Source organism: Pseudomonas sp. PDM30 (assembly GCF_019218985.1).
In the GTDB taxonomy this organism is placed as follows: domain Bacteria; phylum Pseudomonadota; class Gammaproteobacteria; order Pseudomonadales; family Pseudomonadaceae; genus Aquipseudomonas; species Aquipseudomonas jessenii.
In genome coordinates this window covers 673,080-686,714 of the sequence record NZ_JAHUWM010000001.1, presented here as the reverse complement: position 1 = coordinate 686,714, position 13,635 = coordinate 673,080, and the positions used below count along the sequence as shown (strand labels likewise).

The 13,635-nt window shown below is 61.3% G+C and carries 10 protein-coding genes; 3 read left to right on the top strand and 7 right to left on the bottom strand.

Features of this window, described 5'->3' with window-relative positions; all coding sequences use genetic code 11:
- Positions 1-32 precede the first annotated feature (32 nt).
- The 7 genes from cmk to mtnA all read right to left on the bottom strand — a co-directional run bounded on the left by cmk (position 33) and on the right by mtnA (position 10,618).
- Positions 33-722, bottom strand: coding sequence for a (d)CMP kinase (gene cmk, locus KW840_RS03195; RefSeq protein WP_007973641.1), 690 nt, complete (start codon positions 720-722; stop codon positions 33-35).
- Entirely contained in the window at positions 719-2,926 is a 2,208-nt protein-coding gene (locus KW840_RS03190) for a bifunctional prephenate dehydrogenase/3-phosphoshikimate 1-carboxyvinyltransferase (RefSeq protein ID WP_235863965.1), read from the bottom strand. Before KW840_RS03190 ends, cmk begins: the two co-directional genes overlap by 4 nt.
- 28 nt (positions 2,927-2,954) lie before the next feature.
- The gene (hisC, locus tag KW840_RS03185; protein WP_218494430.1) at positions 2,955-4,067 is read right to left on the bottom strand and encodes a histidinol-phosphate transaminase; all 1,113 of its coding nucleotides are present in this window, start codon (positions 4,065-4,067) and stop codon (positions 2,955-2,957) included.
- 13 nt (positions 4,068-4,080) lie between these two features.
- Entirely contained in the window at positions 4,081-5,175 is a 1,095-nt protein-coding gene (gene pheA, locus KW840_RS03180; RefSeq protein WP_007939916.1) for a prephenate dehydratase, read from the bottom strand.
- A complete protein-coding gene (gene serC / locus KW840_RS03175) occupies positions 5,175-6,260 on the bottom strand; it encodes a 3-phosphoserine/phosphohydroxythreonine transaminase (RefSeq protein WP_057713770.1) in 1,086 nt (361 codons plus the stop codon). Before serC ends, pheA begins: the two co-directional genes overlap by 1 nt.
- 201 nt (positions 6,261-6,461) lie before the next feature.
- Complete coding sequence (gene gyrA, locus KW840_RS03170) at positions 6,462-9,116, bottom strand: DNA gyrase subunit A (RefSeq protein WP_057713769.1); 2,655 nt, start codon at positions 9,114-9,116, stop codon at positions 6,462-6,464.
- 425 nt (positions 9,117-9,541) lie between these two features.
- Positions 9,542-10,618, bottom strand: a complete 1,077-nt coding sequence (mtnA, locus tag KW840_RS03165) for an S-methyl-5-thioribose-1-phosphate isomerase (RefSeq protein ID WP_057713768.1) — start codon at positions 10,616-10,618, stop codon at positions 9,542-9,544.
- Between the two features lie 108 nt (positions 10,619-10,726).
- Here mtnA and KW840_RS03160 point away from each other — a divergent pair, with 108 nt between their 5' ends.
- Genes KW840_RS03160 through mupP form a run of 3 tightly spaced genes read left to right on the top strand, consistent with a single transcriptional unit; the run spans position 10,727 to position 13,494 of the window.
- Positions 10,727-12,061, top strand: a complete 1,335-nt coding sequence (locus KW840_RS03160; RefSeq protein ID WP_090457151.1) for a TRZ/ATZ family hydrolase — start codon at positions 10,727-10,729, stop codon at positions 12,059-12,061.
- 58 nt (positions 12,062-12,119) lie between these two features.
- A complete protein-coding gene (gene ubiG / locus KW840_RS03155) occupies positions 12,120-12,818 on the top strand; it encodes a bifunctional 2-polyprenyl-6-hydroxyphenol methylase/3-demethylubiquinol 3-O-methyltransferase UbiG (RefSeq protein WP_057713766.1) in 699 nt (232 codons plus the stop codon).
- Positions 12,819-12,822: 4 nt separating this feature from the next.
- A complete protein-coding gene (gene mupP, locus KW840_RS03150; RefSeq protein WP_218494429.1) occupies positions 12,823-13,494 on the top strand; it encodes an N-acetylmuramic acid 6-phosphate phosphatase MupP in 672 nt (223 codons plus the stop codon).
- Positions 13,495-13,635 lie beyond the last annotated feature (141 nt).

The window sequence follows — 13,635 nt, the reverse complement described above, 5'->3', positions numbered from 1 at the left end:
GGACTATGACTGGTCCCCTGCGGCCCTCTTGGTCACCCGGCGATATCGCGAATGGCGATCTCGCTCATGATGCGTTCCAGCACCTGGTCGATGGATAATTCCGTAGAATCCAGCTGTATGGCGTCAGCCGCCGGTTTAAGCGGGGCTACCGCTCGCTGGGTGTCACGCTCATCGCGCGCACGTATCTCATCTAGCAGACTCGACAGACTAACACCCTCGACCTTGCCCTTCAACTGCAAATATCGACGGCGCGCCCGTTCCTCGGCGCTGGCGGTCAGAAAAATTTTCAGCGGTGCGTCCGGAAAAACCACTGTGCCCATGTCGCGACCATCCGCCACAAGGCCCGGCGCTTCCTGAAAAGCCCGCTGGCGCTGCAGCAGCGCCTCGCGCACAGCCGGCAACGCAGCTACCTGGGAAGCACCGGAACCGACGCTTTCGGTGCGAATGACATCGCTGACTTCATCACCTTCCAGAATGATGCGTTGCAACTGACCGTCCGTCGCCGCGATGAACTGCACATCCAGATGAGCGGCGAGTTTCTTCAGCAGCTCTTCATTGGTCAGGTCGACACCATGGTTATGCGCGGCGAAGGCCAGCAATCGGTACAACGCACCGGAATCCAGCAGGTTCCAGCCCAGGCGCTTGGCCAGAATCCCGGCTACCGTACCCTTGCCCGAACCGCTTGGCCCATCGATGGTGATGACCGGTGCAATGTTGTTCACGACTGTGCCTCTTGCGCCACGCGAATACCGACCTGTGCGCACAGCGCCAGGAAATTCGGGAACGACGTCGCGACGTTGGCGCAATCATGAATGCGGATTGGCGCACTGGCGCGCAGCGAAGCAACGCTGAACGCCATGGCAATACGGTGATCACCATGACCGTGCACTTCACCGCCGCCGATCTGGCCGCCGTCGATGATGATGCCATCCGGGGTTGGTTCGCACTTGACGCCCAGCGCCAGCAAACCATCCGCCATGACCTGGATGCGATCCGACTCCTTGACCCGCAGCTCTTCGGCGCCACGCAACACTGTGCGCCCTTCGGCACAGGCGGCGGCGACGAACAGCACCGGGAACTCGTCGATCGCCAGCGGAACCAGCGCCTCGGGAATCTCGATACCTTTGAGTTTAGCTGCACGTACGCGCAAGTCCGCCACCGGCTCGCCACCCACTTCACGCTGGTTTTCCAGGGTGATGTCGGCGCCCATCAGGCGCAGGATGTCGATCACGCCGGTACGGGTCGGGTTGATGCCGACGTGTTCAAGCACCAGCTCGGAACCCTCGGCGATCGATGCCGCCACGAGGAAGAACGCCGAGGACGAAATGTCACCCGGGACTTCGATGTGGGTCGCGGTCAGTTTGCTGCCGGACTCGACCGATGCGGTCGCACCGTTGACCGTTACCGGGTAGCCGAAGCCACGCAGCATGCGCTCGGTATGGTCGCGGGTCGGAGCAGGCTCGGTCACCGTGGTCTTGCCTTCGGCATACAGACCGGCCAGCAGCAGGCAGGACTTAACCTGGGCACTGGCCATCGGCATGGTATAGGTCAGGCCCTTGAGCTTGTTGCCACCACGAATGGTCATCGGTGGACGACCTTCGGCGGCGGTTTCGATCACCGCGCCCATTTCACGCAGCGGATTGGCCACACGATTCATCGGGCGCTTGGACAGCGAAGCGTCGCCGGTCAGGGTGCTGTCGAAGTTCTGCGCGGCCAACAGGCCGGACAGCAGACGCATCGAAGTACCGGAGTTGCCCAGATAGATCGGGCCCGGTGCCGGCTTCAGGCCATGCAGGCCAACGCCGTGAATGGTCACGCGACCGTGGTGCGGACCTTCGATGACCACGCCCATGTCACGGAACGCCTGCAAGGTCGCCAGGGCATCTTCGCCCTCGAGGAAACCTTCGACTTCGGTGACGCCTTCGGCCAGGGAGCCAAGCATGATCGAACGGTGGGAAATCGATTTGTCACCCGGTACGCGAATCCGACCGGACAGGCGGCCACCAGGTTGAGCCAGGAAAATCAGATCGTTGGAATTCATAGCGTCCACATAGGCCCTGCGGGCCAGGATTTTACTGAAATGCTCGCGGGCAACCCGGGCGCGAGTGAAAACGCCCAACAATTGGTGCCCATCCCCTGCATCGACCGCGTCGCGCAAGGCGTCGAGATCGCTGCGAAATGTATCGAGTGTGCGCAGGACAGCTTCGCGGTTGGCGAGGAAGATGTCGTGCCACATGACCGGGTCGCTTCCGGCGATTCTTGTGAAATCGCGGAAACCGCCCGCAGCGTAACGGAAGATCTCAAGATTTTCATTGCGCTTGGCCAACGAATCGACCAGGCCGAACGCCAACAAGTGCGGCAGATGGCTGGTCGCGGCCAGTACTTCGTCGTGACGCTCGACCTGCATGTGCTCGACATCGGCGCCCAACTCGCGCCACAAACGGTCGACTACCGCCAGGGCTGCCGGATCGGTTTGCTCCAGCGGCGTCAGGATCACCTTGTGGCGACGGAACAGTTCAGCGTTGGAGGCTTCCACCCCACTCTGCTCTGAACCGGCAATCGGGTGCCCCGGCACAAAGCATGACGGCATCTTGCCAAATGCTTCGGTGGCCGCGCGCACCACATTGCCCTTGGCACTGCCGACATCGGTCAGGATCGCCTGCCCCAGATCCATGCCCGCCAGACGCGCAAGCACTTTCTCCATGGCCAGGATCGGCACCGCCAGCTGGATGACGTCGGCGCCCTGACAAGCAACACCCAGGTCTTCCTCGCAGCGATCCACCACACCCAACTCGACCGCGAGCTTGCGCGATTGCGGATCGAGATCGACTCCGACCACTTCGCGGCACAGACCGCTTTCACGCAAGCCCTTGGCAAACGAACCGCCGATCAACCCGAGACCGACCACCACCAGGCGACCGATCATAGGTTCAGCAGATTGCAGCGCAGTGACATCAACCACGAGCCAGAACCTTGGTCAGCGCCTCAAGGAAGCGGCTGTTCTCTGCCGGCAGGCCAATGGTGATGCGCAGGTGGTTTGGCATGCCGTAGTTGGCCACCGGACGCACGATCACGCCTTCACGAAGCAAGCCCTGGAACACCGGGGCCGCAACCTGACCGAGATCGACGCAAATGAAATTGCCTTTGGATGGTATCCAGCTCAGCCCCAGCTCACGGAAACCGGTCTCCAGCTGCTGCATGCCGGACTCGTTCAACTGACGGCTTTGCGCCAGATACTCTTCGTCCTTCAACGCCGCACAGGCCGCGGCCAGGGCCAGGCTGTTGACGTTGAACGGCTGGCGTACACGGTTCAGCACGTCTGCGACCACCGCCGTGGACAAGCCATAACCCACGCGCAGCGCCGCCAGGCCATAGGCCTTGGAGAAGGTGCGGGAAACCAGCAGGTTCGGATAAGCCGCCAGGAAGTCCAGGCCATCCGGCAGATCGCTGCCTTCGGCGTATTCGATGTAAGCCTCGTCCAGTACGACCAGCACATGATCCGGCACATCCTGCAGGAATTCGTCGAGCGCCTCGGCGTCGAACCAGGTCCCGGTCGGGTTGTTCGGGTTGGCGATGAACACCACGCGGGTGTTGGCATCGATCGCCGCCAGCATGGCAGGCAGGTCATGCCCCCAATCCTTGGCCGGAACCACTTTGGCCTGTGCGCCGACCGCCTGGGTGGCAATCGGGTAGACAGCGAACGCATGCTCGCTGAACACGGCGTTCAGGCCCGGTGCCAGATAAGCACGCGCAACCAGTTCCAGGATGTCGTTGGAACCGTTGCCCAACGTGACCTGATCGAGTTCGACGCGGCACTGCTCGGCCAGCAGACTCTTGAGGGCAAAACCGTTGCCGTCCGGATAACGGGTCAGCTCGGCCAGCGCATCGCGGATCGCCGCCAGCGCCTTGGGGCCAGCGCCCAGCGGGTTTTCGTTGCTCGCCAGCTTGACGATACTGGCTGGATCGAGGTCCAGCTCACGCGCCAGTTCGTCCACGGGCTTGCCCGGAACGTAAGGCGAAAGTTGTTGCACGCCCGGCTGTGCCAGAGCGAGGAAATTGCCACTCATTTGCTACCGCCCCTTAGAGAACTGCTTTCGGGTAGGAACCCAGCACCTTGAGTGCCACTGCTTCCTGACTGATCTTTTCCAGCACACCTTTGACCAAGGGGTCGCGGTGGTGGCCGACGAAGTCGATGAAGAACACATAGGTCCATTTACCGCTGCGCGACGGACGAGTCTCGATTCGCGTCAGGTCGATGCCATTGTCGTGGAACGGCACCAGCAACTCGTGAAGCGCACCCGGCTTGTTGCTCATCGAAACGATGATCGATGTCTTGTCGTCGCCGGTCGGTGGCACTTCCTGGTTGCCGATCATGAGGAAGCGCGTGGAGTTATCCGGACGGTCCTCGATTTTTTCGGCCAGTCGGGTCAAGCCGTACAGGCCGGCCGCCATATCGCCGGCAATCGCCGCCGAGTTCCACTCACCCTTGACCCGCTTGGCCGCTTCGGCGTTGCTGGACACCGCCACGCGCTCGACATTCGGGTAATGGGCGTCCAGCCACTTGCGGCACTGGGCCAGTGACTGGGCGTGGGAGTAGATGCGGCTGATGCTGTCGGTCTTGGTGTTTTCACCGACCAACAGGTGATGGTGGATACGCAGCTCGACTTCACCGCAGATCACCATGTCATGTTCGAGGAAGCTGTCGAGGGTGTGGTTGACCGCGCCTTCGGTGGAGTTCTCCACCGGCACCACACCAAAATTCACCGCCCCCGCCGCCACTTCACGGAACACTTCGTCGATCGCCGCCATCGGCTTGCTGATCACGGCGTGGCCGAAGTGCTTCATGGCCGCCGCCTGAGTGAAGGTGCCTTCAGGGCCGAGATAAGCCACTTTCAGCGGCTGTTCGAGCGCCAGGCACGAAGACATGATTTCACGGAACAACCGCGCCATCTCTTCGTTGCCCAGCGGCCCCTGGTTGCGCTCCATGACACGCTTGAGCACCTGAGCTTCGCGCTCGGGACGATAGAACACCGGCACTTCGCCTTCGGCCAGCGAGGCCATCTTTACTCGCGCGACTTCCTGGGCGCAGCGCGCACGCTCACTGATCAGCTCCAGGACCTTTTCGTCCAGGGCATCAATGCGCAGGCGCAGTGCCTTGAGTTCTTGCTCAGACATTAGCCGTGTTCCTTCTCGAACTCTGCCATGTACGAAATCAGCGCATTGACGGCGTTGATGTCGACGGCGTTATAGATGGAGGCGCGCATGCCACCCACGGAACGGTGGCCCTTGAGGTTCAACAGGCCACGCTCGTCGGCACCGGCCAGGAACGGCTTGTCCAGGCGATCATCAGCCAGACGGAACGGCACGTTCATCCACGAGCGGTCCGACTTGTTGATCGGGTTGCTATACAGGCCGCTGGCATCGATGAAGCTGTACAGCGTGCGCTGCTTGACTTCGTTGAGCTTGCCGATGGCCTCGACGCCCCCCTGCTCCTTGAGCCACTCGAACACCAGGCCGGACAGGTACCAGGCCAGCGTCGGCGGGGTGTTGTACATCGAACCGTTATCGGCCGCGACCTTGTAGTCGAGCATGGTCGGGCACAGGGAACGGGCCTTGCCCAGCAGGTCTTCGCGTACGATGTTGACGACGATACCGCTCGGGCCAATGTTTTTCTGGGCACCGGCGTAGATCATGCCGAAACGCGACACATCCACCGGGCGCGACAGGATGTCCGAGGACATGTCGGCCACCAGCGGAACATCGCCGGTTTCCGGGATCCACTGAAACTCCAGGCCGCCGATGGTTTCGTTCGGCGCGTAGTGAACGTAGGCCGCGTCTTTCGACAGCTTCCACTCGTTCTGGCCGGGAATGGCGAAATAATCGTAAGGCTTGGCGGTGGCGGCAACGTTGACGTGGCCGAAGCGCGAAGCTTCTTCGATGGCCTTCTGCGACCAGATACCGGTGTCGATATAGTCGGCCGAGCCGTTTTCCGGCAACAGGTTCAGAGGAATCTGAGCAAATTGCTGGCTGGCGCCGCCTTGCAGAAACAGCACTTTATAGTTCGAGGGGATATTCAGCAGATCACGCAGATCCTGCTCGGCCTTGGTGGCGATGGACACAAACTCATCACTGCGATGGCTCATTTCCATGACCGACAGACCCTTGCCGTGCCAGTCGAGGAGTTCACCCTGGGCGCGCTGCAGGACAGCTTCGGGAAGCGCCGCAGGACCGGCACAGAAGTTATAGGCTCTCTTGCTCACATCCAATCTCGCTCTGATTTGGTGGTATCACTGTAGGAGCGAGCTTGCTCGCGAAAAACCTGAGAGCGCAAGGGTGCACCAGACGCCCTGCGTTATCGTTGACGACCATCGCGAGCAAGCTCGCTCCTACAGGGGATTTCATTATTTCAAAAGGGACAAACAACAAGGGGGCGAATTTTCATCCGCCCCCTGCTTGCCCACTTATTCCTGTGGTTCTTCGTCAGCGGCGGCGTCGAGTTGCTGGTCTTCGGCAACGTCGTCGATCACGACTTCACCGACAAACCCTTCACCCTCTTCACCTTCCAGCTCTTCACCCTCGACTTCCGACGGCTCTTGAACCCGCTCCAGCCCGACCAGTGTTTCGTCGTTGGCCAGCTTGATCAGGGTCACGCCCTGGGTGTTACGACCCAGGCTGGACACTTCGTCGACACGGGTACGCACCAGGGTGCCCTGGTCGGAAATCAGCATGATTTCCTCGCCGTCGAGTACCTGGACCGCACCGACCAGACGGCCGTTACGTTCGTTGCTGACCATGGCGATAACGCCCTGACCGCCACGCTTGTATTCAGGGAACTCGGTGATCGCCGTGCGCTTGCCGTAGCCACGCGCCGAAGCGGTGAGGATCTGGCTGCCTTCTTCCGGAATCAGCATGGAAATCAGCTTCTGACCTTCCGGTAGACGCATGCCGCGCACACCGCGGGCGGTACGACCCATGGCGCGAACGTCGGATTCCTTGAAGCGCGTCACTTTGCCGCCGTCGGAGAACAGCATGACTTCACGCTCGCCATCGGTGATGGCAGCAGAAATCAGCACGTCGCCTTCGTCCAGTTCCAGTGCGATCAGGCCGACGCTACGTTGACGGCTGAAGGATTCCAGCGGGGTCTTCTTCACGGTGCCGTTGGCGGTGGCCATGAAGATGTAGTGACCTTCGGTGTATTCCTCGACCGGCAGCATGGTGGTGATGTACTCACCGTCGTCCAGCGGCAGCAGGTTGACCAGCGGACGACCACGGGCAGCGCGGGACGCTTCAGGGATTTCGTAGGTTTTCAGCCAGTACACCTTGCCCTTGCTGGAGAACAGCAGCAGCGTGGTGTGGCTGTTGGCAACCAGCAGGTGAGCGATGTAGTCCTCATCCTTGACGCCGGTCGCCGACTTGCCTTTACCGCCACGACGCTGGGCCTGGTACGCAGCCAGCGGCTGGGTCTTGGCGTAGCCACCGTGGGAAATGGTCACGACGCGCTCTTCTTCCGGGATCATGTCACCCAGGGTCAGGTCGAGACGGGCATCGAGGATTTCGGTACGACGCACGTCGCCGTACTCGGCGCGAATCACTTCCAGCTCTTCGCGAATCACTTCCATCAGGCGCGTGGCGCTGTTGAGGATGCGGATCAGCTCGCCGATCTGGTTGAGGATCTCTTGATACTCGGCCAGCAGCTTTTCGTGTTCCAGGCCGGTCAGGCGGTGCAGACGCAGTTCCAGAATGGCTTGCGCCTGCTCTGGCGACAGGAAGTACTTGCCGTCGCGCAGACCGTATTGCGGATCGAGGTTTTCCGGACGGCACGAATCAGCGCCGGCACGTTCAACCATTGCCACCACAGCAGAGGATTCCCAAGGGGTGCTGACCAGCGCTTCCTTGGCTTCCGACGGCGTTGGCGATGCCTTGATCAGGGCGATGACCGGGTCGATGTTCGACAGGGCAACCGCTTGACCTTCAAGGATGTGACCACGCTCGCGCGCCTTGCGCAGTTCGAACACGGTACGACGGGTCACCACTTCGCGACGGTGGCGGACGAAGGCTTCCAGCAGATCCTTGAGGTTCAGGATCCGCGGACGGCCGTCGATCAGCGCGACGATGTTGATACCGAACACCGCTTGCAGTTGGGTCTGGGCGTAGAGGTTGTTGAGGATGACCTCAGGTACTTCGCCGCGACGCAACTCGATCACGACGCGCATACCGTCCTTGTCGGACTCGTCGCGCAGCTCGGTGATGCCTTCGAGCTTCTTCTCTTTTACCAGCTCGGCGATCTTCTCGATCAGGCGGGCCTTGTTCAGCTGGTAAGGCAGTTCGGTGATGACGATCTGCTGGCGACCACCGACCTTGTCGATGTCTTCGATCATCGAGCGGGCGCGCATGTAAATGCGCCCGCGACCGGTGCGGTAGGCTTCGATGATGCCGGCACGACCGTTGATGATCGCGGCGGTCGGGAAGTCCGGACCGGGGATGTATTGCATCAGCTCGTCGACAGTCAGCTCTGGATTGTCGATGAGCGCCAGGCAACCGTCGATGACTTCACCGAGGTTGTGCGGCGGAATGTTGGTCGCCATGCCCACGGCGATACCGCTGGAGCCGTTGACCAGCAGGTTGGGAATACGGGTCGGCATGACCGCCGGGATCATTTCGGTGCCGTCGTAGTTCGGCACCCAGTCCACGGTTTCTTTATGCAGGTCAGCCAGCAGCTCGTGCGCCAGCTTGGTCATGCGCACTTCGGTGTATCGCATGGCCGCGGCGTTGTCGCCGTCCACCGAGCCGAAGTTGCCCTGGCCGTCTACCAGCAGGTAGCGCAGGGAGAATGGCTGCGCCATCCGAACGATGGTGTCGTACACCGCGGTATCACCGTGCGGGTGATACTTACCGATCACGTCACCGACAACACGGGCAGATTTCTTGTACGGCTTGTTGAAGTCGTTGCCCAGCTCGCTCATCGCGAACAGCACGCGCCGGTGCACGGGCTTCAAGCCATCGCGCGCATCCGGCAGTGCCCGCCCGACAATTACGCTCATCGCGTAGTCGAGGTAGGACTGCTTCAGCTCGTCTTCGATATTGACCGGGAGGATTTCTTTGGCCAGTTCGCCCATGAGAAGCCTGATTCCTTTTTCTGGTGAAACTTCGTCACATCCATATGGGACCAACGAAGCTCGCCGATACAGGCTGAGTGCCATGCACCGACTTACGACAAATCAACGAGTTATGCCATGGATCTGCGCAGTACGGGTCGCCACTTCGGGCAACCCTGGAAACCGCCGGATGTTATCACAAGAGCCGCCACGCACCTATCCCCCAGATGCGCATGGAGAGTAGTTAGTTGACCGGTGACAGGCTTGAAGGGGACGAGAGGGGCTTAGAGCCGTGTTGAATGGAGAATTTGTGGCTGATTCGGGTTGGCTCATTGGGTTTGACGACCCCATCGCGAGCAAGCTCGCTCCCACAGGTTTTGTGTACACCGAAAACACTGTGGGAGCGAGCTTGCTCGCGATGGCTATCTTTCAGACGCCAGAAGCTATTAATGCAGGCGCTTACGGCACATCAACTGCGCCATCTTCGCCGTATCCGGGCGCTCGACGATGCCTTTTTCGGTGACGATCGCATCGATCAGGTCCGCCGGAGTCACATCGAACACCGGATTGAACGCTTCGACATCCGCACCCACCCGCTTGCCACCGACCTCCAGCAACTCGCGGCCATCACGCTCCTCAATCGGAATGTCATCGCCGCTGGCCAGGTGCATGTCGATGGTCGAACTCGGCGCCACCACCATGAAGCGCACGCCGTGGTGCATGGCGTTGACGGCCAGTTGATAGGTGCCGATCTTGTTGGCCACGTCGCCATTGGCGGTGATCCGGTCAGCACCGACGATGACCCAGGTAGGGCCTTTGGTCTTCATGATATGCGCGGCGGCGGAATCGACATTGAGGGTCACGGGAATGCCTTCATTGGCCAGTTCCCACGCGGTCAGCCGCGAGCCCTGCAGCCATGGGCGGGTTTCGTCGACATACACCCGCTCGACCATGCCCTCGATGAAAGCCCCACGAATCACCCCCAGCGCCGTGCCAAAGCCGCCCGTGGCCAGTGCGCCGGTGTTGCAGTGGGTCAGGATCGCCTGGGCGTTGCCCTGATGCTTGCGGATCAGGTCCACACCCAGTTGCGCCATGGTCAGGTTGGCTTCGCGATCACTTTCGTGAATGGCGATGGCCTCTGCTTCCAGCACCTCCAGCGGATCGGCATTGTCTTTCAGGCGATCAAGCCGGTCGTGCATGCGTCCCAGCGCCCAGAACAGGTTGACCGCAGTGGGACGGGAATCGGCCAGCAGCGCGAAATCCTCTTCCAGCGCCGCGTACCAGTCGCCACCTTCGGCAATCCGGGCACGGGCCGCGAGCACGATGCCATAAGCGGCACTGATACCAATCGCCGGCGCACCGCGCACCACCATCGAGCGAATGGCCTCGGCCACACCGGCCGCACTGGTGTAGGCGATCCAGGTTTCCTCGAACGGCAAAATGCGCTGATCCAGCAGATGGAGAGCGCCATCACGCCAATCGATGGCCTTTACCTTTTCCGCAGCCAACAGTCGATCGCGCATCCCTCACCCCGCACTCATGAACAAAAGCCGCCGATTATAGCGATCCCCCCGCGAAGACGCTCGGGTATACTTCGCCATCCTTTACAAAAGCACTGGAACCGACCCTCGATGCCGAACACTGCCGCTGCGCTCGACCTGTTATTGCTGCCGACCTGGCTGGTACCCGTCGAACCTGCTGGTGTTGTCCTCAAGGAACATGGCGTGGGCATCCGTGATGGACGCATCGTGTTTATCGGCCCACGTTCCGCCGCACTGAAGCTTAACGCAACCGAAACCCGCGAGTTGCCCGACATGTTGCTCAGCCCCGGCCTGATCAATGCCCACGGGCACGCGGCGATGACACTGTTCCGCGGCCTCGCCGATGACCTGCCATTGATGACCTGGCTGGAAAACCACATCTGGCCCGCCGAAGCCAAGTGGGTCGACGAGGACTTCGTGCGCGACGGCACGGATCTGGCCATCGCCGAGCAAATCAAAGGTGGCATCACCTGTTTCTCTGACATGTACTTCTTCCCGAAGGTTGCCAGCGAGCGCGTGCACAACAGCGGCATTCGCGCGCAGATCGCGATTCCGATCCTCGACTTCCCCATTCCGGGCGCCGCTACAGCGGACGAAGCCATTCGTCAGGGCGTCGAGTTGTTTGGCGATCTCAAGCACCACGAGCGCATCAAAATCACCTTTGGCCCCCATGCACCCTACACCGTGGGCGACGAAAACCTGGAAAAAATCCGGGTGATCGCCGAAGAACTGGATGCCTCGATCCACATGCACGTGCATGAAACGGCGTTTGAAGTGCAGCAATCGGTCGAGCAGCGCGGCGAACGACCGCTGGCCCGACTGGCGCGCCTGGGCTTGCTGGGGCCACGCTTCCAGGCGGTTCACATGACCCAGATCAGCGAAGAAGACATGACGCTGCTGGTAGAAAGCAACAGCAATGTGATTCATTGCCCGGAATCGAACCTGAAGCTGGCCAGCGGGTTCTGCCCGGTAGAGCGCTTGTGGCAGGCCGGGGTCAATGTCGCGGTCGGCACCGATGGCGCGGCCAGCAACAACGACCTGGACCTGCTCGGCGAAACCCGCACCGCGGCCCTGCTGGCCAAGGCTGTCGCCGGCTCGGCCACCGCGCTGGATGCCCATCGAGCCTTGCGCATGGCCACCCTCAACGGTGCCCGGGCACTGGGTATCGAGGCCGAAGTCGGCTCGCTGGAAATCGGCAAGGCCGCGGACATGGTGGCTTTCGATCTCTCCGGGCTGGCCCAGCAGCCGGTCTACGACCCGGTTTCGCAGCTTATATACGCCACCGGCCGGGACTGCGTGAAACACCTTTGGGTTGCCGGCAAGCAGTTGCTCGACGACCGTCGCCTGACACGCCTGGATGAACAACAGCTAAGTACTGTCGCGAAGGCCTGGGGCCGGCGCATCAGTGGCCGCACCGAATCGTAAGCACCCTGGAGCACAATCCGGGGCAACAGGATTTTTCAAGTTTTAGAGGACTTAAACCATGAGCAACGTCGACTACGCCGAAATCGCCAAATTCGAGGCCCTGGCCCATCGCTGGTGGGACCGCGAAAGCGAATTCAAACCGCTGCACGACATCAACCCGCTGCGGGTCAACTGGATTGATGAACGCGTCCACCTGGCCGGCAAGAAGGTCCTCGACGTCGGTTGCGGCGGCGGCATCCTCAGCGAGGCCATGGCTCAGCGCGGCGCGACCGTGATGGGTATCGACATGGGCGAAGCGCCGTTGGCGGTTGCCCAGCTTCATCAGCTGGAGTCGGGCGTGAGCGTCGAATACCGGCAGATCACCGCCGAAGCCCTGGCCGAGGAAATGCCCGAGCAGTTCGACGTGGTCACCTGCCTGGAAATGCTTGAGCACGTGCCAGACCCGTCGTCGGTCATCCGTGCCTGCTTCCGCATGGTCAAGCCCGGCGGCCAGGTGTTCTTCTCGACCATCAACCGCAATCCGAAGGCGTACCTGTTCGCCATCGTCGGCGCCGAATACATCATGAAGTTGCTGCCGCGCGGCACCCACGATTTCAAGAAATTCATTCGCCCTTCCGAACTTGGCGCCTGGAGCCGCATGGCCGGCCTGTCCGTCAAGGACATCATCGGCCTGACCTACAACCCGCTGACCAAGCACTACAAACTGGCCTCCGACGTGGACGTCAACTACATGATCCAGACCCTGCGCGAGGAATAAGCCGATGCCAATCAGAGCAGTTCTTTTCGACATGGACGGCACCCTGCTCGACACCGCGCCGGACTTCATTGCGATCTGCCAGGCGATGCGTGCCGACCGTGGCTTGCCACCGATGAACGACAAACACATTCGCGACGAGATTTCCGGCGGCGCCAAGGCGATGGTCGCAGTGACCTTCTCCATGGACCCGGAATCGCCGGGATTCGAGGAGTTGCGCCTGGAGTTCCTGGAGCGCTACCTCGTCGGTTGTGCCGTCCATAGCAAGCTGTTCGACGGCATGGGCGAACTGCTGGCGGACATCGAGAAGGCCAACCTGATCTGGGGCGTGGTCACCAACAAGCCGCTGCGCTTCGCCGAGCCGATCATGCAACAGCTGGGACTGGCCGAGCGTTCGGCGCTGCTGATCTGCCCGGATCATGTGAAAAACAGCAAACCGGATCCCGAGCCGCTGATCCTCGCCTGCAGGATGCTCGACCTGGACCCGGCCAGCGTGCTGTTCGTTGGCGATGACCTGCGCGACATCGAGTCCGGCCGTGATGCCGGCACCAAGACTGCTGCGGTGACCTTCGGCTACATCCACCCGGATGACAACCCGCGACACTGGGGAGCGGACGTGGTGGTCGATCATCCGTTGGAGCTGCGCAAGGTTTTGGATAGCGCCCTCTGTAGCTGCTGAGACTGTCGTTGACCTCTGTAGGAGCGAGCTTGCTCGCGAAGAACCTGAGAGCGCCACGGGGTGCCAGACTTGTCGCGTCATCGTTTACGCCCATCGTCGGAACGCCGCCCGGAGCAAGCTCGCTCCTACAGGGATAGCGCT

Excerpts from the sequence above, each read along its gene's own strand:
- gyrA (WP_057713769.1), bottom strand. The coding sequence starts at position 9,116 with ATGGGCGAACTGGCCAAAGAAATCCTCCCGGTCAATATCGAAGACGAG.
- mupP (WP_218494429.1), top strand. The coding sequence starts at position 12,823 with ATGCCAATCAGAGCAGTTCTTTTCGACATGGACGGCACCCTGCTCGAC.
- KW840_RS03160 (WP_090457151.1), top strand. The coding sequence starts at position 10,727 with ATGCCGAACACTGCCGCTGCGCTCGACCTGTTATTGCTGCCGACCTGG.
- pheA (WP_007939916.1), bottom strand. The coding sequence starts at position 5,175 with ATGTCTGAGCAAGAACTCAAGGCACTGCGCCTGCGCATTGATGCCCTG.
- KW840_RS03190 (WP_235863965.1), bottom strand. The coding sequence starts at position 2,926 with ATGATCGGTCGCCTGGTGGTGGTCGGTCTCGGGTTGATCGGCGGTTCG.
- mtnA (WP_057713768.1), bottom strand. The coding sequence starts at position 10,618 with ATGCGCGATCGACTGTTGGCTGCGGAAAAGGTAAAGGCCATCGATTGG.
- hisC (WP_218494430.1), bottom strand. The coding sequence starts at position 4,067 with ATGAGTGGCAATTTCCTCGCTCTGGCACAGCCGGGCGTGCAACAACTT.
- ubiG (WP_057713766.1), top strand. The coding sequence starts at position 12,120 with ATGAGCAACGTCGACTACGCCGAAATCGCCAAATTCGAGGCCCTGGCC.